12 protein-coding genes are annotated in these 21,217 nt (G+C 68.8%); 6 read left to right on the top strand and 6 right to left on the bottom strand.

Annotation, left to right across the window (positions count from 1 at the left end; all coding sequences use genetic code 11):
• Positions 1-177 precede the first annotated feature (177 nt).
• Positions 178-1,500: an acetamidase/formamidase family protein gene (locus HUA76_RS14465; RefSeq protein WP_254614167.1), complete on the bottom strand. Its 1,323-nt coding sequence runs from the start codon at positions 1,498-1,500 to the stop codon at positions 178-180.
• 181 nt (positions 1,501-1,681) lie between these two features.
• Here HUA76_RS14465 and HUA76_RS14460 point away from each other — a divergent pair, with 181 nt between their 5' ends.
• Positions 1,682-3,055 (top strand): SWIM zinc finger family protein, encoded by a 1,374-nt coding sequence (locus tag HUA76_RS14460; protein ID WP_174461161.1) that lies wholly within the window; start codon positions 1,682-1,684, stop codon positions 3,053-3,055.
• Entirely contained in the window at positions 3,052-5,796 is a 2,745-nt protein-coding gene (locus tag HUA76_RS14455; RefSeq protein WP_174461160.1) for a DUF6493 family protein, read from the top strand. The genes HUA76_RS14460 and HUA76_RS14455 overlap by 4 nt, the downstream gene beginning before the upstream one ends.
• On the opposite strand, the gene tal is transcribed toward HUA76_RS14455, so the two are convergent.
• A complete protein-coding gene (tal, locus tag HUA76_RS14450; RefSeq protein WP_174461159.1) occupies positions 5,702-6,823 on the bottom strand; it encodes a transaldolase in 1,122 nt (373 codons plus the stop codon). The two genes, HUA76_RS14455 and tal, sit on opposite strands and share 95 nt — an antisense overlap.
• Before the next feature lie 196 nt (positions 6,824-7,019).
• On the opposite strand from tal, the gene HUA76_RS14445 reads away from it, so the two are divergent.
• From HUA76_RS14445 to HUA76_RS14435, 3 genes are all read left to right on the top strand, one after another.
• Positions 7,020-8,921 (top strand): transketolase, encoded by a 1,902-nt coding sequence (locus tag HUA76_RS14445; RefSeq protein WP_174461158.1) that lies wholly within the window; start codon positions 7,020-7,022, stop codon positions 8,919-8,921.
• A 48-nt stretch (positions 8,922-8,969) separates the two neighbouring features.
• The gene (locus HUA76_RS14440) at positions 8,970-11,435 is read left to right on the top strand and encodes a WD40 repeat domain-containing protein (RefSeq protein WP_174461157.1); all 2,466 of its coding nucleotides are present in this window, start codon (positions 8,970-8,972) and stop codon (positions 11,433-11,435) included.
• Between the two features lie 522 nt (positions 11,436-11,957).
• Positions 11,958-12,722: an FAM151A/B family protein gene (locus tag HUA76_RS14435; RefSeq protein WP_174457785.1), complete on the top strand. Its 765-nt coding sequence runs from the start codon at positions 11,958-11,960 to the stop codon at positions 12,720-12,722.
• Positions 12,723-12,758: 36 nt separating this feature from the next.
• Here HUA76_RS14435 and HUA76_RS14430 read toward each other — a convergent pair whose 3' ends face one another.
• Entirely contained in the window at positions 12,759-13,541 is a 783-nt protein-coding gene (locus HUA76_RS14430) for a hypothetical protein (protein ID WP_254614166.1), read from the bottom strand.
• 106 nt (positions 13,542-13,647) lie between these two features.
• Positions 13,648-14,067: a hypothetical protein gene (locus HUA76_RS14425; RefSeq protein ID WP_174457787.1), complete on the bottom strand. Its 420-nt coding sequence runs from the start codon at positions 14,065-14,067 to the stop codon at positions 13,648-13,650.
• A gap of 358 nt (positions 14,068-14,425) precedes the next feature.
• On the opposite strand from HUA76_RS14425, the gene HUA76_RS14420 reads away from it, so the two are divergent.
• Positions 14,426-16,303 (top strand): vWA domain-containing protein, encoded by a 1,878-nt coding sequence (locus tag HUA76_RS14420; protein WP_174461156.1) that lies wholly within the window; start codon positions 14,426-14,428, stop codon positions 16,301-16,303.
• A 57-nt stretch (positions 16,304-16,360) separates the two neighbouring features.
• On the opposite strand, the gene HUA76_RS14415 is transcribed toward HUA76_RS14420, so the two are convergent.
• Both HUA76_RS14415 and HUA76_RS14410 read right to left on the bottom strand, forming a co-directional pair.
• Positions 16,361-19,768, bottom strand: a complete 3,408-nt coding sequence (locus HUA76_RS14415; protein ID WP_174461155.1) for a hypothetical protein — start codon at positions 19,766-19,768, stop codon at positions 16,361-16,363.
• A 465-nt stretch (positions 19,769-20,233) separates the two neighbouring features.
• Positions 20,234-21,118: a class I SAM-dependent methyltransferase gene (locus HUA76_RS14410; RefSeq protein WP_174461154.1), complete on the bottom strand. Its 885-nt coding sequence runs from the start codon at positions 21,116-21,118 to the stop codon at positions 20,234-20,236.
• Between the last annotated feature and the right edge of the window lie 99 nt (positions 21,119-21,217).

Raw genomic sequence — 21,217 nt, 5'->3', positions numbered from 1 at the left:
TGGATGTTCGACGGCCGGCCCGGCCTGTTGCGCTCGCATGACAACCCACGAGAGTGGCCCGATGCGAAACAGACCGCACTGGAGAATCCCATGACGCGGAACACGCACAGGGTCCAGTCGGGAGTCGACCCGGCCACGTGTCAGTTGCAGCTCGACGGCTTCATGTTCTGAGCCGCGCTACTTCCCCGTGGCGCGGAGCTTCGCCAGTCGCGACTTGTCCAGCTTCGCGACGACGCCGACGCTTCGCCCCGCGAGGTTTGCGACGACGTACTGCACGCTGGTGCCCAGCACCTGCGCGCTCTCCGACAACGACAGCCCGTAGTCCTGCTCCAGCCACTGCGTCATGCCGCTGGTCGCCGAGCGCAGCGCATCATCCAGCGAGCCCGCCTGCCCGAGCACCATGAGATGCGTGGGAGACTCCACCCGGGGCATCGACGGCGCCTTGCCGTGCACGACATCCACCGTCAACTCCACCTCCATCGACGTCTCCAACGCGTACTGTGACGTCTCACCATCGCCCTGCGCGGCATGGGCATCACCCAGATAGAGCAGCGCCCCCGGCTGGAAGACAGGCAGGTAGACGGTGTTGCCCTCCACCACCTCGTTGAAGTCCATGTTCCCACCGAAGCGCCCCGTGTCTCCGGTGGAGAAGGCAGGCAGACCGAAGCCCGGCGCCACCGCCAGTCCTCCCAGCATGGGCCGCAGCGGCACCGTGTAGTCCTTCAGTCGCTCCGTCGGCGTCTCAGGGCTCGCGACGCCCTTCTCCCAGTCCAGCGTCCAGCGCACGGGCTTGCCCAACTCCGTCGCCTTCGCCGCCAGCGCGGGCGTCATCGCCCTTCCGACGATGCTGTCGAGACTGTCCGCGTGACGCCGATTCAAGCGCACGCGCTTCAGGTGGATGACCAGCGTGTCCCCAGGCCGCGCATCCCCGATGAAGAACGGCCCCGTCTGGGGATTTCCGAAGAGCGCCTTCGTGACGCCGTGCTCATCCACCCCACCAGAGTCGAGCGTGGTCGTCTTCAGCGTGTCACCCGCCCAGAGCGTCAGCACCGGCTCGCGGGTCGCGGAGAACTCGTTGGACCAGGTGGTGGGCTTGAACTCGTGGCGACGCGGAGGCCCCGAGGGACGCTCGGCGATGCGCCGGGCGGTGAAGGCATGCTTCACCCGCGCCTGGGCGTTGTTCGTGTCGGGCATGTCCGCGGTGCCCCGCATCGTGTCCCCGCTCACCTTGCCCGTGAAGATGTAGCGCGCCTTGTTTGAGTCCGTGACGGTGAAGCGGACCTCCTGGCCCGTCCGCTCACCCTCCAACGTGTCCCCGTCGAACTCGCCCCCCAGCCGCTTGCCCGTCCGCTCCAGCGACAGGGCCTGATAGAGCGGATTGCCCCACAGGTCCGTCGTGACGACCCACTGCTCCTTCACGGGGGCCTGCGCGAACACCAACCAGGGAACACAGCAGAGGAGCAACGTCACGGCGAGGCGGGTCATGTCGAAGGTCACCATGCCATCGGAGTGCACCCCGCGCATCGTCCAAGCGAGCCTGACGCCAGGCGTGAAGGTCCCGCATCCACGCCATTCGCGGGAATACCTCACGGCAGGCGAGCCAGGCGTCACTGGACAAGGCAGGTCGTCACGCTAGCGTCGCACCCACCCCGCGCCTCCACGCGGTGCGAGGTGACGAGACATGACGGCCCTGAGCCACACCTATCAGTACAGCGGCCCTTCGGAGCTCGTGGCCGAGGAGCGCGGACAGGCGCTGCGCCTCATGACCTCCGGCGGCGGCGCGCCCCGGCCGTACTTCTTCGAGGGGCGCCTGCTCCAACCCCGGCTGACGGCGCTGTCGCTGCGCGCCCTGTCCCGCGTGGTGGGGACGCGCTTCCATGTCCCTCCCGCCATGCTGCACCGCATCCTGCTCGAAGCCGACCCGGTGGTGACATGCGGACGCGGCATGCTGCGTTTCGAGGGGTTCTCCGGCTGCGCCAGCACCTATGCCCGCGTGGACCTCACGCCGGGGGCCTACGAAGGTGACGTCGCCTCGTTCGGCACCACCAACGTGGACTTCAACGCGCCGATGCGAGCCGCGCTGGCCACCGTGCGCGCGGAGGAGCCGCTCGCGCTGTCCGTGGGCCACGCGGAGGTGGCGCTCCAGCGCGGCGAAGCACGGGTGGTGGAGCGCAAGGTGCCGCTGCCGCTGCGCTGGCTCAAGGGCTTCGCCGAGGTGCAGGCGTACCTGTCCCGCCTCACGCCCTTCGCGGAGCTGCCCGCGACGGAGGCCCTGCGCTTCCTGCGCGGCCTTCCTCGAACACGCACCGACAAGCGCCCGCACTACCTGGTGCCCCAGGGACGCTCGGTGCGACTGAGCTCGACGGCGGCGACGGGCGCGATGCGCCTCACCGGCCTGGAGCGCTTGCGCGTGCTGGAGGACCTGGTCCCCTTCGCGAAGCGACTCATCCTGCACGCGGACCCTCGGGGTCAGGCCAGTGCCTTCGTGCTCGACATGGGCGTCCTGCGCTTCACGCTCGCGCTCTCCGGCGAGGTGTGGCGTGGCTTCTCCGGCGAGGGGCAGACGCTGTCGGCCCTGGCACAGCGCCCCGCCGTGGAGCAGGTGCTGTCCACGCTGCGCGCGGAGCTGCGCTGGGAGGCCGTGCTGGAGCCCCGCGCGCTGGCGAGCAAGCTGTCCGCGCCCGAGGACCTCGTGTGGCACGGTCTCCAGGTGCTCGGCGTCAGGGGACTGGTGGGCTTCGATTCGCAGACGGCCGCCTTCTTCCACCGGGAGCTGCCCTTCGACCTCGAGCAGGTGGAGGCTCTCGCACCCCGCCTCTCCGACGCACGCGCGCTGCTGGAGGCGGGTGCACTGGAACCGGACGCCTCCACCCCGAACGCCTGGTGGGTGCGCGGCGCGGACGTCACCTACCACGCCCTGCTGGACGCGGATGGAGAGCCGCTGCGCTGTGGCTGCCCCTGGTTCTCCCGCCACGCCCTGGAGCGAGGCCCCTGCAAACACCTTCTCGCGGCGCAGCTACACGCCCAGCGCGCCGAGGACCCCGACGCCTCATGACGACCTCGCCCCTCGATGCGCTGCTCGCCGCTCCCAGCCCCGCCGCCTGCGCCGCTCTGCTGGAGGGGCTGACTCCGGCGCAGCGAAGACAGCTCGGCCCCGAGGCACTCAAGCGGGACAAGGCGCTCCGGGACGAGCACTGGTCGGACTCCCGCGAGGAACAGGCGCTCCGGCGCGAACGCTCCCGGGTGCTGGCCATGTTGTGTTTCTTCACCGTCCCGCCTTCGGACTGGACGCCCCGCCTCCTCGGTGCCCTTCCCGAGGAGGCCGCCGACCTGGCCGCGAAGCTGCGACCGGACTGGCTGGAAGACGCGGCCGAGCGGCTCGTCGCGCTCGCCCCGTCCTACTTCTGGGTGGCGCGCATGCTCATGCGCAAGGGGGTGTCCCGTCGCCCCACCCATGACAACTACACCACGGGCATGCTCTTCCTGGACACGCGCTTCCATCCGAACCCCTTCGACACGGACCCGCGACTGCTGGAGCACGAGGCGTGGCGCCTGTTCGAGGTCGAGGGCAGCGGAGAGCTGAGCCTCGCGGCGAAGGACAAGTACACCTTCGAGGACAAGACCTGGGCCTCCGTCTTCCTGCGGCACATGCGTCAGGGCACGCTGGAGCGAGGGCGCCTGCTGGACGCCACGCTGGGAGCACTGGAGCGCGACTTCGCGGCGTTTCGCGCGGGCTGGTTCTCCCGCTTCCACGAGGCCCTGGAGCCAACCCCCGAGGAGCTGGCGCGACACAGGGACCGCTATCTGCGCCTCCTGGGCAGCTCCATCCCCGCGACGGTCAGCCTCGCGCTCGACGTCGTCACCGCGCTGGAGGCCCGCGAGCCCTTGCCCGTGGACTCCGCCCTGCCCGCGCTGGAGCCCGTGCTGCTGGCCCGGCACAAGGGGACCGCGCAGCAGGCGGTGAAGCTCCTCAAGGCACTCGGCGAGCGCGAGTCCGGCGCTTCCCGTGAGCGAATCACGGGGGCCCTGGCCTCCGGCCTCGCGCACGAGGCCGTGGACGTGCAGAAGGCCGTGCTGAAGGCGCTGGAGTCCCTGGCGAAGACGCCCGACGCGGCCCTTCGCACCGCCGTCGAGGAGCGGGTGGACGGAGTGGCCGCCTCGCTGAAGAAGCACGTCCAGGCATGGCTGGGTGAGAGCACGCGCCCCATGGCTTCGGAACCTCCCAGGACAGCGGACAAGAAGAAGCCCTCCGGGGAGCCTCGCGCGCCGGCCTCACCCACGGACGCGCGCTTCGCGGTGACGCCCATCGCGAGCCTCGACGAGCTGCTCTCCGCGCTCTCCACCTGCATCGAGGACGCGGGCAATCCGATGGAGGTCGAGCGCGTGCTGGATGGCGTGGCCCGACTGGGCCGACAGCGCCCCGACGACTTCGCGCGGCGGACCTCCGCCCTGGCGAAGCGCGCCAGGAAGCTGAGCGCGAAGACATATGGAGAATCCTTGGCGGTTCGCCTCGCGGGCCTCGCGCTCGCATGGCTCGCGTCCCCGGGCGAGGCCCACTCCACGCTGCGCGAGGTTCCCGAGCCGGCGCTCACGCCCGGACACGAGGTGTTCCTGCCACTGCTGAGCGAGCGCATCTCCGACCTCGCGAGGGCCCTGGACGCGGGACGTGAAGAGGGCCTGTTGTCCATGCCCACCCATGAGGGCGGGTGGCTTGCTCCGGAGACGCTGGTGGCGCGCCTGCTGGCGCGCGCACCCGAGGCGGAAGAGCCCCCGCTCTCGGACCTGTGTCTCGCCCTGTGTCGGCTCGCTCCCGTTCGAGACTCGAAGGCCCTGGAGTCGCTGAAGCAGTCGAGCCGCTCGCGAAGTGACGCATTCAAGCTCGTCGCCTGGGCCCTGGGGCTGGGCAAGAGCGCACCTGACACAGTGGACGTGAGTGTGTCGGTGGCGCGGAGGCATCGGGGTGAAACGCCGGAGTCGGAGCACACCTTCACCGTCAAGGCGCGACGCTCCGGCAAGTTCACCTTCCACGACCTGTTCATCTCGACGTCGCCCAAGCCCATCGCGCCAGGGAAGCTCAAACGCCAGGACATTCCGGGCCTGATGCTCATCAAGGAGAACGGCGGCGGCGGCAAGCCCTACCCGCGCTGGGCGGCGACGCTCTGGCCCTCGGGACTGGAGGCGTTCTTCGCCAGCCACGCGGAGGAGCTGGCCATGAACATCGACTGGAGCGAGGCCAACTGGAGCAACGTCGTCGCCTACGAGCAGTTGCTTCACCCCTGGCTGCGCCTGGGCCCCATGGCCCGGCTGGTGCTCGCCATGGGTCTGGCGACGAAGGAGCCTGGTGAGCATGGCGTGAGCGTGGACGCCGCCATCTCCGCGCTCGCCACGGGGAGACTCACCGCCGAGGAGCTCGGGGAGATGCTGCGCGAGTTGCGCCCCACGGGGCTCATCAACCTCAAGCGCCTGTCCATGACGCTGGCGCGGGTGGCCAGTGCCTCGGAGGAACATGCCGCGCAGGTGGCCCTCGCCATCCAGCGCGCCCTGAGGAAGACCTCGGAGGACACCGCCCCTCGCGACGAGGGCACGCTGGTGAAGCTGCTGCTGGAGTTGCTGGCCCAGTCGGAAGGCCGGCTCACGGACGCCGAGGCGTGGGACTACCTCCAGGGCACATCCCACCGGAAGACCTTCGAGCCGCTGGCGCCTACTGCTTCTTCAGCTGCTCCCCCACCGCCCCCAGCAGCGCGTCGAACGACTCCTCGAAGAGCCTCACGCCCTCCACGGACAGCCGCTCGGTGATGGACTTCATCGACACGCCGCTCGCCTCCAACTGACGCATCGTCTCCCTGGCGCCCGCGACATCTTCCACCAGGCTGGTGCGCACCTTGCCGTGGTCCCGGAAGGCGTCGATGGTCGCCGGGGGCATGGTGTTGACGGTGTCGGGGCCGATGAGCTCTTCCACATAGAGCACATCCCGCAGCTTCGGGTTCTTCGTGCTGGTGCTCGCCCACAGCACGCGCTGCGCGCGCGCGCCCTTCGCGGCGAGGGCCTTCCAACGCGCGCTGCTGAAGAGCTCCTGGTAGATGCGATAGGCGAGCCTCGCGTTGGCGATGGCCACCTTGCCGCTCAGGGCCTCCAGCGTCTTGCGCTGCTCGGCGGAGGCGCCCGACTTGAGCCGCTGCTCGATTTCCTTGTCGGCCGCCACGTCGATGCGGCTGACGAAGAACGAGGCCACGCTGGCCACCGTGCTCAAGTCTCCACCCGCCTTGGCGAACTTCTCCAGCCCGGACAGGTACGCCTCGGCGATCTGCCGGTAGCGCTGCTGACTGAAGAGGAGCGTCACGTTGATGTTGAGCCCTTCCGTGATGAGCTGCTGGAAGGCGGGCACCCCGGCCTCCGTGCCGGGGACCTTGATCATCACGTTCGGTCGCGCCAGCGTCTTCCAGAGCCGCCGGGCCTCCTCGAGCGTGGCCTGCGTCTGGTTCGCGAGCCGGGGAGAGACCTCCAGCGAGGCGAAGCCATCCTTCCCCTTCAGCGCGTCATAGACGGGCCGGAGGATGTCGGCGGCGCCCTGGACGTCGCGCACCGCGAGCTGCTCATAGACGTCATTGGCGGAGAGCCCCTTGGCGCGCGCCGCCACGAACAGGTCCGCGTAGTCCTCGCTGCCCGACACCGCCTTCTGGAAGATGGTGGGGTTGGAGGTGAGGCCCTTGAGCCCATCCTCGTCGATGAGCTTCTTGAGCGTGCCCTGGGTGATGTAGCTCCGCTGGAGGTTGTCCACCCAGACGGCCTGGCCGAACTCCGCGAGCTGACGCAGTGGATTCATTGGGACGTTCCTCCCCTGGTCCTCAATCTGCCCATGCCACGTTCGCCCGTGAGCGGGCCTGCGCCCAGGAGCCCCCCCGCCGGGCTGCTCTCCGAAGAGAGGACCCTCGGACCCTCCCTCCCCTTCATGGCCGCGCCGCTTCACCAGGGACTCCACCGTCAACACCCTACGGGGGTCCCCAGCCCGGAGAGAGACGATGGCAGACACACTGGCAGAGCTCGCGGCGCAGCTTCGAGTCGACAGCATCCGAGCGACGACGGCGGCGGGCTCGGGACACCCCAGCTCCTCCATGTCCGCGGCGGACATCGTCGCGGTGCTGTTCCAGAAGTACCTGCGCTTCGACTTCCAGCACCCGAAGGCCCCCGACAACGACCGCTTCGTGCTCTCCAAGGGCCACGCCTGCCCGGTCCTCTATGCGGCGTTCAAGGCGGTGGGCGCCATCGACGACGCGGAGTTGCTGTCGCTGCGCAAGCTCGGCAGCCGGCTGGAGGGGCATCCCAACCCGCATGTGCTGCCGCTCGTGGACGTGGCCACCGGCTCGCTCGGCCAGGGGCTCGCCGTGGGCGTGGGCATGGCGCTGATGGCGCGGCTGGACCAGCGGAGCTTCCGCACCTACGTGATGATGGGCGACAGCGAGACGGCGGAAGGCTCGGTCTGGGAGGCGTTCGACAAGGCCTCTCACTACCGGCTCGACAGCCTCTGCGCCCTCATCGACATGAACCGCCTGGGCCAGAGCGGGCCGACGGAGCTGGGCTGGAACGACGAGGCCTATGTCGCGCGAGCCCGCGCCTTCGGCTGGCATGCGCTGGCCGTGGACGGACATGACCTGGGCGCCATCGACCGCGCCCTCGCCGAGGCCCAGTCCACGAAGGGCAAGCCCACCTGCCTCATCTTCAAGACGGAGAAGGGCCACGGCTACTCGCTCATCGCGAACAAGGAAGGCTGGCACGGCAAGCCCCTGCCCGAGGACAAGGCGCGCGAGGCCATCCAGGAGCTCGGCGGTGAGCGTCACCTGCGCATCGAGGTGAAGAAGCCGGAAGCGACGCGCCCCGCCCCCCAGGAGTCGGCCGCGCCGTTGAAGCTGCCGGGCTACGCCACCGACGAGAAGGTCGCCACCCGCAAGGTCTACGGCGATGCCCTGAAGGCGCTCGGTGACGCGCACCCGGACCTCGTCGCGCTGGACGCGGAGGTGTCCAACTCCACGTACTCGGAGGAGCTGCGCAAGGCCCATCCCCAGCGCTACTTCGAGATGTACATCGCCGAGCAGAACATGGTGTCCAGCGGCGTGGGCATGGCGGTGCTGGGCAAGCGCGTCTTCATCAGCACCTTCGCGGCCTTCCTGTCGCGCGCGTATGACCAGATTCGCATGGCGGCCGTCTCCAACGCGACGCTGCACCTGTGCGGCAGTCACGCGGGCTGCTCCATCGGCGAGGATGGCCCCTCGCAAATGGGACTCGAGGACCTGGCGATGATGCGCGCCGTCGCGGGCAGCACCGTGCTGTACCCGAGCGACGCCAACCAGACGGCCGCGTTGATGGCCCACCTGGTGGACCTGCCCGGCATCAGCTACCTGCGGACCACCCGCGCGAAGACGCCCGTCCTGTACTCGGCCACCGAGAAGTTCCCCATCGGCGGGTGCAAGGTGCTCCGACGCTCGGACAAGGACGTGGCCACGATTGTCGCCGCGGGCATCACCCTGCACGAAGCGCTGGACGCGAATGCGCGGCTCCAGGAAGCCGGTGTCTCCGTGCGCGTCATCGACCTCTACTCCGTGAAGCCCGTGGACGTGAAGACGCTGCGGCAGGCCGCGCGGGAGACCCAGGGGCGGCTCATCGTCGTCGAGGACCACTGGGCCGAGGGAGGACTCGCGGACGCGGTGCTCGAGGCCTTCTCCGACGAGCCCCAGCCGCTGCCTGTCGTGAAGCGCCTGGCGGTGCGCACCCTGCCCGGCTCCGGCAAGCCCGAGGAATTGTTGAGCGCGGCCGGCATCGACGCGGAGCACATCGTCCAGGCCGTCATGGCCCTGAAGGACGCTCCGGGCCCCACCGACGCTCCCGAGGCGAAGGCGTCGCGTCCTCGTGGACGAAAGAACGCATAGCCGGGGGCTCCAACAGGGGCCGTCGGACGTGCGAGAGTCTCACCCTCGATGACCTACGACCTTCAGTCCCTCACCGAGCTTTCCACCCTTGAAAACCTCGTGAGCACCCAGGGCGTGGCGGCGCTGCTCGCCACCCTGGACGAGGTACTCGCGCGCACGCCGCCCGACGCGCTCGTGTTGAAGGAAGACGGCCCCGCCGTCGGCCCCAGGACGCTGCGAGTCCTCCGCAAGGCCGTCGAGTTCGACGCCACCTTCCTTCAAGCGCACCCCGAGGCCATCTTCCAGAGCCTCTACAACCGCCTGCGCTGGCACGACGCGCCCGACGCCGCCGCGCACTTCGCGCCCGAGAGCCAGGGCCCGTGGAGCCATCCCGACGCGCATCTGTTCGCGCTCGCGAACCACTGGCGGAAGCAACGGGACGCGGCGGGCGCGGCGCCCTGGGTGGAGTCCCTGCTGCCGCTGCGCGGCGCCCTGGAGAGCGCGGACTCGCTCTTCTGGCACGACGCCCAGGTGCTGTGCGCGGCCTACAGCCCGTCGGGGACAAAGCTCGCCACCGGCTCGTGGTCCGACGACGGCAACGTGCGCGTCTGGGACGTGGCCACCGGCGAGTGCCTCCAGGTGATGGCGGGCCACGAAGGCGAGGTGCGGGGCCTGGCCTGGAGCGCGGACGGAACGCGACTGGCATCAGGCTCCAGGGACCATGACGCCCGCATCTGGGATGTGGAGACCGGAGCACTCCTGAAGGAGTTTCCGGGTCAGGAGGGACAGGTGACCTCGGTCGCCTTCAGCCCGGATGGACGCCTGCTCGCCACCGGCAACCTGGGGTGGCGCGTGCACGTGTTCGACGTGGACTCCGGCCGCGCGGTGAAGACGCTGAAGGGACATGAGCAGTCCGTGCTGAGCCTGTCCTTCCACCCGTCGGGGCGCTGGCTCGCGAGCGGCGGCTCCGACTCCACGCTGAGAATCTGGGACACCGCGACGTGGACGCAGGTGGAGCGCATCGCCTCCGACGGATACGTCGACACGGTGGAGTTCAGTCCGGATGGCGAGTGGATTGCCTGGGCGGTGTTCGAGGGCATCGCCGTGGCGGACACCCGGACGTGGACCCGGCTGCCGGGCACGCGCGGCGAGGGGCGCTACTCCCAGGTCGCCTGGCTCGGAACGAGCCGGCTGGGTCTGCTGTCCTACAACCGGGTGGAGGTCGTGGACGTCCGCGAAGGCACGGCCTTGTGGTCCAGGCCCTACCCCTCCGATGGCCATCAGCGCGGCGCGGCCTTCTCTCCCAACGGCAAGCACTTCGCGTTGACGGCGGCCGATGGCGGCCTGCTCGTGAGCGACCTCTACGCTTCGCCGCCGCCCGTCCTCCTGGCGGAGCCGCATCGCATGAAACAGCTCTGGGGCCAGCCAGAGGGGGGGCTCGCCATCGCCCAGCGGTTCGACGCGTGGCTCGCCATCGACGCCCAGGGGTGCGTTCGCAACTGTCCTCCCGACCTCGACGAAACACCCATGCAGCCGTGGTGCTTCAGTCCCGATGGGACCCTGGCCGCCTATGGCATCCATCTCATGATGGAGACGCCCGCCCGGCGCGGGGTCCGGTTGCTCGACGCGAAGAGCCTGACTCCGGTGCGGACCCTGTTCGCCAGGCCACTGGACCCGAACGACACGAAGAAGCGCCTCAGCATGAAACAACCGCTGGCCTTCTCTCCGGACGGCCAGTGGGTGGCGGCGGCGCTCGAGTATGGGTGCGTGCGAATCTGGCGCGTCTCCGATGGAGCCCTGCTGCACACCCTGCGCGGCGCGAAGGGACCCGTCACCCTGGTGACCTTCACCCCGGACGGCGCCCACGTCGTGTGTGGCTATTCCGAGGACGCTCGCGTGTGGGTGTACGAGGTGACGAGCGGCAGGAACGTCCTGACCACCCGGACCCTGCTGGAGCCCGAGCCCGCGTACGCGGCGGCGACTCGCGCGCCTCGCATCGCCGTGGGACGCGCCTCCGGAGAGCTGGAGGTCTACGATTTGACGACGGGCTCACTGCGGCTCATCCAGGTCAGCAACGACGACATCGTGGCCGTGGGGCTCTCCGCGGATGGCTCGCTCGTGGCGGCCTGTGGGTTGGACAGGCGAGTGCGCCTCTTCGATGTCCAGACGGGCGCGCTCAAGTACGAGCTGCCGCATCCGTCCCTGCCCTTCTCCGTGTCCGTGGGAGAGGACCTGCTCGTCACCCAGTCCAATGACCAGGTGACGCGCCTCTTCGACCTGGCCACGGGCGCGCCTCGCGAGGAGTTGCCTGGCAGCGCCACTCCGGAAGACGTCACGCGTCGCCGGTTCTGGGAAGTCCTGGGCGAGGGGCCCGTCTCCTTCCATCGCCAGGAGGACCCCACGCCCCTGACGCACTTCCAGGATGGGCTGGAGGAGACCGTCATCCTGCGGGAGGGACTGGTCGTGGCCCGGGGTCGGAGCATCAAGGACTTCCTCTATGTGCTGAGGATTCACGCCCCCACCGGAGGGAATTGATTCCGGGCGGCGGACGGGAAATGCGCCAGTTCAGGCCAGGGGGGCTCCACGGAGTGAAGTCCTCATCCTCTACCCCTGGAGCACCCCATGGCCTCTTGGCTTGATCTCGCATTCCGCCGCCCCCCCGTTGCGACAACTCCCGTGGAGGTCCAGCCGCCTCCGCCGCCCCCTCCGTCGCCGCCCGAACCCCCTCCGGAAATCGGAATGCCCACGAAGGACGAGTTCGTGGCCAGCCCGAACCTGCCCACGGGACCGGACCTGACGGGAGCCCCCCAGTACGCGCCTGTTCTCCTTGCCTCCCGCCCCCCTTCCGCGCCGGAAGCCGCGCCGGGTCTTGGTGTCCCCTCACCCCCTCCCACGCCGGGACCCACGCCCGGTCTCCTTGGCCCCCACCCCCCTCCCACGCCGGAAGCCGCGCCGGGTCTGCCTTCCCCAACGCCTTCTCCCACGCCAGGACCCGCGCCGAGTGCTCCGCCCCCTCCCGCGCCCCCTCCCGCGCAGGAGCCTCGCTGGAAGCCGGACATGAAGCTGGCTGACGCCCACAACGCCCACTCCACCAACACCCGCGGCGACTTCAACAAAGCCGCCAAGGGGGACTACAACTGGATGGAGGGCGACGTCAGCATGGAAATCAATGACAAGGGTCGCATCGAAATGCGGCACGACCCCATCCATGAGAAGGGCGACAACCTCACCCTCACGGAATGGCTGAACAAGGGGAAGGAGCTGGGGGTCGGCCTCAAGCTGGACGTGAAGGATGCCGAGGCCTTCAACAATGGGTTCCTGAACGAAGTCCGCGCGTCGGGCGTTCCAGACCATCAGCTCATGTTCAACTACGGCTTCCAAAAGGCAGCCGACCATGGGGTTGAGACGCGGGCGATGTTCCCCGGAGCCACCATCGCCATCAACCCTCCCTCCCCCGACAAGGTCCCAGCGGGGTCCGACCCGATCTCCGAAATGGTGAAGATGGTCGAGACTGGCGGCGTCACACAGCCTGTCACCTTCGTCTTCGAGTACGGCAAGCACCCCACGAATCCAGACGACATCAAACGCTTGCAGGACCTGGGGCCCATCTCTGTCTGGAGAGGCGCGACGCTCACCGGCATGAGCACCGAGGATGCCACCAAACACCTGAAGGAAAAGCTGGGCTACACCGGCATGATCGACCTCAAGGAGACCGCCATGAACGACCCCGGGGGCGCCATCACGGATACCGTCGACAAGGGGTTGAACTACGCGGTGGATTTCGCCAAGGAGCCGGGCAAGTACCTGAAGAAGCTCTTCTGAGACGTGCGCGAGCCCCGCTTCATCCAGGGCCCACCCTCAACGCGGGGAGCACCCCACCCGCTGCCCACCGACGGCCAGGTCGTCGAGCCACCAGTCGGTGGGCACGGAGAGCCCCTGGTAGAGGAAGACGCCCGTCTCCAGCACCGTGAAGCTCCGGGCCTTCTCCCGCTTCGGAGGCGTGTCCGTGGGCGGGTCGGAGAAGACGAACTTCCGGGGCCAGGCCAGCTCCACGCCGTCGAGCCAGACACGCGGCTCGGCGGCCTCCGGGGCCTCCCCGTTCGCCGCGTCGAAGAGCCACTCCAGACACACCCACCGGTCCAGCACGAGCGGCGTGTCGGAGACCTGCACCCACTCCGGAAAGCCGGGCGGCTCCGGCGGATGCCAGAGGGCCATGTATTTCTCCTGGTACGTCGCCACCTCGTACCAGTCGAGCGCCTGGAACGCGCCGTCATCACTCCCGGGCCGGGGATAGCGCGCGTTGAAGAGTCCCGCGTGTGAGGCTGGACGCGCGGGCGTCGTGTAGACGAAGACGCGCCCCCAGAGCACGGGGCCGAAGTCCCCGGGCAGCTCGAAGCGCACCGTCTTCTTCGGTCCCCCCTGCTCGCCCTCCCGGCCTCCCACCAACTGGCTGGCATGCAGCGCATACCTGCCGCCATGGGCCCGGGTGTCATCCACGACGAGCCGCCCGCTGAACTCGTCACGGTGCGGTGTCCAACCCGCGGGCAGCCGCCCCTCCTCGAAGTCCCAGCACAGCGTCTCCCCCGCCGAGCACCTCGGGGACGACTGCCGGTGGGCACACGCGAGGCAAAGGACAACCAAGGCCAGTCCGACACTCCAAGGGGCGGCGATTCGGGCGCGCAAGCGGGAGTCCTCGTCAAAGGCTCCAATCTCGCACGCCCGAGCAGGGCTGTCCCGCCGACCTCCCTCAGACCCAGATTTGACTGTTGCCGATCTCCGCCTTCTGGAGCGCCTCGAAGGAGGGATAGGCCTTCGCCGCGTCATGGTTGTAGCTGTCGTAGCTGGACCAGACGCCGTTCTCCTGGCGCACGGTGAAGAAGTGGCCGCGGGTGGTGTCCGCAATCACACCCACGCCCCGCTTCTTGAGCGTGTCCGCGTCACTCTGGGCCAGGCCATACAACCCCAGGACGGAGGGGTCATTGCCATCCATCACCATCTCCTGGGCCTCCTTGTTCGGCAGGCCGAGCGCCGTCTCGTAGTGCTGCGTCGCCTTCTGGATGAACTCGTCCCGCGTCAGCCCGCCATTGGTGAAGTGGTACAGCGCATAGAAACCACAGAGCTTGGAGTCGGGAGGCGTCTTCGGCTGCTTCAGGAACTTGTAGGGCACGGTGCACCAGGGTGGTTGGAGAGCGTGAGACCGGAAGCCCCGGCCGCACATCCCCGAGACGACACGCCCCCGGGGCTTGTGACACGTCCGCCACGTGCGAGGTGTAGCGGGAAACTTCACAAAACCACCCCGTGAGTAACCCATCCCGCCACGCCGTGTCCCCGCAACCGCCTGAATGACTTGCAAGCCCGCAATGGCTTGCTTCCTGCTCACAAACCGCCCGCCACGTCGACGCCCCGCCAATCCCTCTCCGACATGACGTGGAAACCCCGTAGGAGAAAACCACTACATGTCAAAGTCAAACACGCTCCGCCCACGAGCCATGTCCTGGCTCGGCGCGGCAATGCTCTGTCTCTTCATGTCTTCCCAGGTCGCCTCGGCCGCCAGGGTTCCCGCCCCGGTTCCTCCGAAAGAGCCGCCCCAGGTCGACCCGTGCGAGTGCGGCCCCCTGGACGTGGTCTTCGCCATCGACGACACGGGCAGCATGGGCGGCTCGTTGACCGCCCTCCAGGCGAACTTCTCCAACCTGTTGACGCAAATCCAGACGTCGTCCAACGGCGACTACCGGCTGGGCCTGGTCACCTTCCAGGACGACGTCACCGTGCGCGTGGACCTGGGCGCGGGCAACGACACCCAGATGCAGGCGCAGATCGCCAGCCTGACCGCGAACGGCGGGTGGAACCTGCCGGAGGCGTCCGACGAGGCGCTCAACACCGTCATCCACAACATCGCCTTCCGCCCGAACCAGAACGGCGCCTTCACGGGCTACTGGCGCACGGGGGCCCGCCGGGTCGTCGTCCTCATCACCGACAACCTGCCCGGCGGCTTCAATGACTCGTACACGAGCAACGCCCTGGCCAGCCTCCAGGCGCAGGAGGCCTACAACGAGGGCATCCGGATTCACGCCGTCTACGTCCCCACGGGCGGCACGCCCGACCCGACGGTGGTGGGCATCATGCAGAACTACGCCACCGTCTCCCAGGGGGCCTACCGGCTGACGGCGCCCAGCGGCGCGGACGTGCCCCAGGCCGTGCAGGACTTCCTGAGCGACTGCCGCACCCCGTCCGACGTCTTCATCCGCGACACGCCGGCCGACAACGGCTGGGAGCCCAGCTCCGGCGCCATCTGGACGAGCCCCGACATCAAGGTGTGCAACAACGTCAACGGCTGCGCCAGCTCCACCAACCCCGTGTTCGGCACGCCCAACAACTACGTCTTCGTCACCCTGCGCAACTACGGCCCGCTGCGCCCCACCGGCCCCATTGGTGGCTCGCTGCACCTGTACTACCTGGCGTCGGGCGGCAACTCCTCCTGGGGCTCCACGAGCTGGAGGCGCATCCAGACCCAACACAACATCTTCCTGGACGCGGGCGAGACGCGTGACATCCGCATCCAGTGGGCCAACGTCCCCCTGCCCGGCCACTACTGCCTGCTGGCGCGGTGGGTGTCCGACGGCGACCCGATGAGCTACCCGGAAATCATCGGCTCCGACACCGTCACCAACACCCAGCTCAACAACAACATCGCCTGGCGCAACGTGGACGTGGTCCGGATGCTGCCCGGCGGCACGGGCACCACCACGTATGACGTGCGCCCCACGGTGGGCCATGCGACGACGCTCTTCATCCGTCCCGAGGCAGAGCCGTTCCCGGGCCGCGTGACGCTGACGCTGACGGACCGGCTGTTCGCGGCCTGGGAGGCCGCGGGCGGCGAGGCCGAGGGCCTGGAGGGTGTCGAAGGCACGACGCTGTTCTTCGGCGGCCACGGCGGCGCGCTGGGCCTCCACACCGATAAGGAGATGGATGAGCGCATCCACGTGAACTTCCTGTCGGACGGGCCCGAGGGCTTCTTCCCGATGAACATCTTCGAGAGGGATGACCGGAAGGACCCCATCGGTGGCGTGAGGTACGAGGTCAACGTCCTCTCGCCGGACGCCGAGCCGGTCGCCGTGGAGCTCGCGGTGCGCGGCGTCGACGGCAAGTACACGGAGCTGACGTGGCCGCACACCGTGCACCACAAGCACTACGTCGTCTACCGGAGCGAGAACCCCGAGGCGGGCGACATGGAGGCCATTGGTGAGGTCGCCGCCAGCGAGGACCTCTCCGAAACGACCGCGGTGCGCTTCGTCGACGCCTCCGACGCGACTCGCCACTTCTTCTACGCGGTGGAGAGCCACACCGACGGCAACAAGACGCTCAGTGGCTGGGTGACGCTGGGGGCGCCTCCCAACCGGTAACACGCGCGGCACCCCTCCTTCCCGGGCGAAACGTGCCCGGGAAGGAGGACGTCGTCGTCAGATGGTCGGCTGGGCGATCTTCACGTCGCTCTTGTCGAAGTGGTCGAACGCCTTCGTCATGCCCCACGCGCCCAGGCCAATCGCCAGTCCCACGGCGGCTCCCGCGGGCCCGCCCCAGGCTCCCGCCGCGGCGCCGGCCGCCAGGTAGCCACCCACCGCCGCGGTCGCCGTCGTCACGCCGCTGGCGACCGCCCAGCCATTGCCCTTCTGGATGCCGTCGTAGGCCTGCATGCCGCCACTCAGGACGCCCAGCCCCGCGGTGAGCTTCGCGAGCCCGTTCAGGCTCTTGGCTGCCTGCATGGGCGTCAGGCGCTGTCCCGCGGTGATGACGCCTCCGTCCAGCGTCAGGCCACTGCCCGCGCCACGAAGCGCGGTGGTGACGGCGCTGCCACCCGACACGACGCCGATGGTGCCCGTCACGAGCGCCACCCCGTCCTTCGCCGCGCCAAGGTAGTTGCCCTGGCTGAAGTCCCGCATGAACAGGGGCCCCGCCTTGGCCAGAATCTCAGCGCTGCCGGCCAGGCCGGCAATCCCGCTCGCTCCGCCCACCAGGCGTGCCTTGGGGTCCAGGCTGAGCGACGGCTGGCCATTGAGCGCGGGCGTGAGCGCCTCCTTCAGGCGGAGCATGCCCACGGAGTTGGCTGAGACCGCCGCCTTCACCTCCTTCAAGTCGTTGCGCTCCACCTTGTCCGGGTTCAACGCCCGGTTGGGAGACATCGCGAGCGCCAGCTCATTGAAGTCCCTGACCTGTTGCGACAGGCCATCCACCGCCGCCCCGCCCAGCGACGCCTGCCCCTTGGGCAGCGCCTTGAGCGCGTCGACCGAGTCGACCTTCTCGCCATTGACGGTCAGCGTCTGTCCTTCGGGGGTGATGGAGTGCTGGGCCGTCCCGTCGGCGTTGGTGATTTTGTTGGAGGCGCGGATGAGCTCCGGTCCCGTCTTCGTGTCGACGGACACCTGCTCCTGCTCCTGGGTGCTCTTGGGGCCGTCCTTGGGCTTCAGGCTGGACGTGGTGCGCTCGTGGATCTCCACCTCGCCCTGGGCGTTGCGCTTCTCCTCGCGCGAGTAGTCCTGCACCGCGCGCGCGCCCGTCTCGTCCGTCTGGTCCAGGTGCGACGCGACGACCTTGTTCCTGTCGTCGAACGTCCGCGTCAGCTCGCTGCGAGCCTCGACGGCGGGGCCGTCCTTGGGCTGCGTGGAGGTGGTGCTCGATTCGGTGGTCTGGAGCCGGCCCTTGTCGTCCCGCTTCTCGGTGAGCGCGTAGTCGCGCACCGTGCGCGTCCCGTCCGCCTCCGTCTGGTCCGAGTGCGCCGAGGCCAGCCGCCCCTTCCCGTCAAACGTGCGCTTCGTGTCGCCCTTCACGCTGACCGGGTCCCCGTCCGGGTTCTTCGGGTCAGGCACCCGGCCCTCGGTGGTCTCCGTGACGGTGTTGCCGTCCAGCTTCTTGCGGGTGGTGACGGAGAGGTCTTCCTTGCCCTCGATGAACGTCTGGGTGTTCAGCTCGCCGGGATTGCTCGTCTGGAGCGTCCAGCTCTTGGGCGAGCCGTTCTCCTTCTCCGCCCGGTACTCCACGTCCCCCGCGGCGTCGTAGAAGCCGCTGTCGTACGAGCTCTCGCTGGGCTTCTTCTCCGGCCGGTCCAAGACCTTGCTCTCGCTCGCGGTGACGCGGGCGTTGTCCTGGGAGTACGACGTGCCGAAGGTGTAGCTGGCCTTGGCGGGCTTGCCGTCGGGGTCCTTGGCCCCCTCGGGCGGGATGTGGACCGTCTTGGTGTCCACCTTGTCCAGGGGGCGGTCGTCGTCGAACTTGCCCTTGAGCTGGTCGTTCAGCCCCTTCTCATCATCCTGGGTGCCGAAGGTCCGGGTCGTCTGGGTGGTGCCGTTCTTCGCATCCTCCGTGACGGTCTTCTCGACCAGGCGCTTGTCCCCGTCGACCGACAGCTCGCGGGACTCGAAGGATGCCTTGGGGTCGGCGCTCCTGCGCTTCTCCACGTCACGCAAGCTGGAGACCTTCGACGCCGCGTCGACGTCCTTGTCCGTCCAGGCGGCGCGGGTGTTCGTCAGCGTGCCCATCTTGTGGTGGTCCTCCAGCGTCTCCGCCTCCACCGTGCCCTTCGCCCGGTCGAACTTCTGCGACGTGACGTACGTCATGTCGTCGCGGTCGCCAAACCGCGTCCGCTCGGTGACCTGCCCCTTGTCATCCTTCGTCACGAGCGTGGTGCCATACCCGTCCCGGCTCTCGATGGAGACTCCGGGCGGCAGCTTCTCCGGCTGCTGGGCCAGCTTCTCCAGCGCCTGGGTCCGAGCCTTCAGGTCCTTCTGGGTCTGCGACATCCCCTTCTGAAGACCGGCCTTCTCCTCGGCCACCGTCTGGAGGTCCACCTCCTTGCGCAGCGCCGTATCGAGGGGTGACTCCGCCGCCGCCTTCTTCAGCTCGGGGCTGGCCTGGGTGATGGCGTCGGCCTTGTCGAATTGGGCGGAGGCCCGAAGCTCGCGGGCCATCGTCGCGCCCAGCGCCAGGGTGTTGGCATCCTTGCCCTGGGACTTGAGGCCTTCGATGACGGTCGCCTGGTCCTTCTGCGCGTTGAGCTTGTCGACAATCGGCTTGCGGCCCTCGGGCCCCGCCAGCGCCGCGCTGTCGGCCAGGCTCTTCACCATGGCATTGCGGTCCTCTGCGGGCGTCTTCTTGTCACCCACCGCGTCCGCGGCCTTCTGCACCTGCGGCGCGGACTCGCTCACCAGGGCCTTGCGGTACGCGGGGTCCTGACCGAGCGCGAGCTGACGCTTGAGTTCCTCGGCGCCAGCGCGAGGGCTCTTGGAAGAGGCGTCCGCGACGCGTCTGGCATCGGAGGTCGCGGCTTCCTTCGAGGAGACGACGGACTTCGTCCCGAACAACTTCTCCTGGTCCTTGGCGGACAGGCTGCCCGCGTCGAAGACATCCTTCTGCCGGTCCGCGAGGGCGTACGGCTTGGGCAGCTTCTCCTTCTCCGCGGCGTCGTTCGCCTCCTTCTCCGCGGCAAGCGCCTTGTTGGCCGCGGCGAGGGCCTCGCGCTTGTCCTTGGCGGCGATTTCGTTCGCCGTCTTCGAGGCCTTGTCCGCCTTGTCGAGGTCCTTGGACGCCGTCTCAACCTTCTTCTGGGCCGTGTCCTTCGCGCCGGGAGAGAGCGCGACGGCGCGCTCCTTGTCCGCCTTGTCCAGCCGGGAGCCGGCGTCGCCGCGCGTCTTGCGCGCCTCCGTCGCCTTCTTCTCCGACGCGTGCGCCTTCTGCAGCGTGCGTTTGGCCTCCGTGCGCGCCTTCTCCGCCTTCTTCTTCGCCTGCGCGGCCGTGACCTTGGGAGCCTTCGGCTTCGGCTTGGGCTGCTCTACGGGCTTGCGGACCTTCGTGGGCAGCTCTCTTGGAATGGCCATGACAACCTCCTGGGGGATGGGGGAGGCGCGGGAGAACGGCGAGGAGCCCGGCACATTGCCAGCCCGCGCTTCAACATTGTCGGAATGTGAGACAGCGAGTTTCGCGACAGGATTTAATGCCTGTTTTCACCGAAAACCCTTGCGTCACATGAAACATGAAACACATACAGCGACCGTCACGCGCCGCGAGGGTCGGCGCATGGGTCGCGTGACAGGTCATTCAGGTCGCGGGTGTCGCCCGACAGCAGACGTTTCGGACAGGGTGCGGCTCGCACTCCGGCTTCATCAGGGAGACACACCTACCGCCCAGGTGGCGCACCGCATTCGACGCTTCGCGTTCGCGACCTGGAAATGAAGAAAGAATGCGCCACCGCGCCTGGGCGCGTGTCGCCCGGCGCGATGCCTTCAGTGCCACGACCTCAGGGGAGAGGCCCCCGCCCCGGGCACGGGGCTGGGGACCGAGCCTCAACCGACCGCGGGCTTCTCCAGCACGAGGCCGAAGTGGGTGTAACAGGTCGGGTGCAGCTCGAGGATGTTCTCGAAGTGGATGACGCGGGACGTGAGCCCCGCGGCGTGAGCGGGGTCCAGGACGCGCTCCTTCAGCGTGTCCACGCCATAGAAGCGCCCGTGCCGCTCTCCCCAGCCCGGGAAGAGGTGGATGACGGGCTCGGCCTCGCGGCGGATGTCATAACCCCACGCGGGGTCACACATCGTGAAGGCATACTCGCCCAGATACAGCGGGACGATGCAGACCCGGCCCCCGGGCCGCAGCACCCGCGCCGCCTCCCGGATGAAGCCCGTGTCCGCGTTCCCCTCGAAGTGCTCGAAGGAGCAGTGCAGCGTCATCGCATCCACGGAGGCATTGCCCAGCGGCAGCTCCGCGGCCGAGCCACCAATCTCATGACCGTTGATGCCGGGCGGAAACACCAGGTCCTGGACGAACACGTTGCGCGTCTTCGCCAGGGCGCGGATGACCTCCAGGTAGGGGCTGTTCAGCGTGGAGGCGATGTCGAGGTAGACGGCGTCCTCGCGCGACAGCAGCGGCGCCAGTTGCGTCCAGGAGTAGTGGTACTGCGAACGCTTCTCCCAGTAGGGCTGGAGCGAGCAGTAGTGCCGGAGCACGGGGCTGCCCGCCTGCAGCTCGTTCCAGAAGCGGTCCAGCCCTGCCACGTCGAAGCGGAACGTCTCGTAGGGGATGCCCGCCTGCCGCAGCGGCTCCGGGCTCTTGAGCTGGGGGCCCGGCCCATAGCGGCCGAAGCCGGTGAGGCTGAGCAGCTTCGAGAGGGGCTGGGAGGCCTGATGGGCGGCCCGGTGTCGGAGGCTCTTCTTCACGCGGGTCAGCAGGTTCAAGCGGGGCTCCACGGGGCCTGGGGAGCGCGCATTCTCGGAGCCCCCTCCAGGCGAGTCAACGCGCCCCACGCCCGCCTCCCCGCCCGCTCGACAGCTGAC

The sequence above is a fragment of the Myxococcus sp. CA056 genome, assembly GCF_013336715.1.
Classification (GTDB): domain Bacteria; phylum Myxococcota; class Myxococcia; order Myxococcales; family Myxococcaceae; genus Myxococcus; species Myxococcus llanfairpwllgwyngyllgogerychwyrndrobwllllantysiliogogogochensis.
Note: the sequence above shows the minus strand (reverse complement) of the source record. Positions and strands in the feature narration are given on the sequence as shown.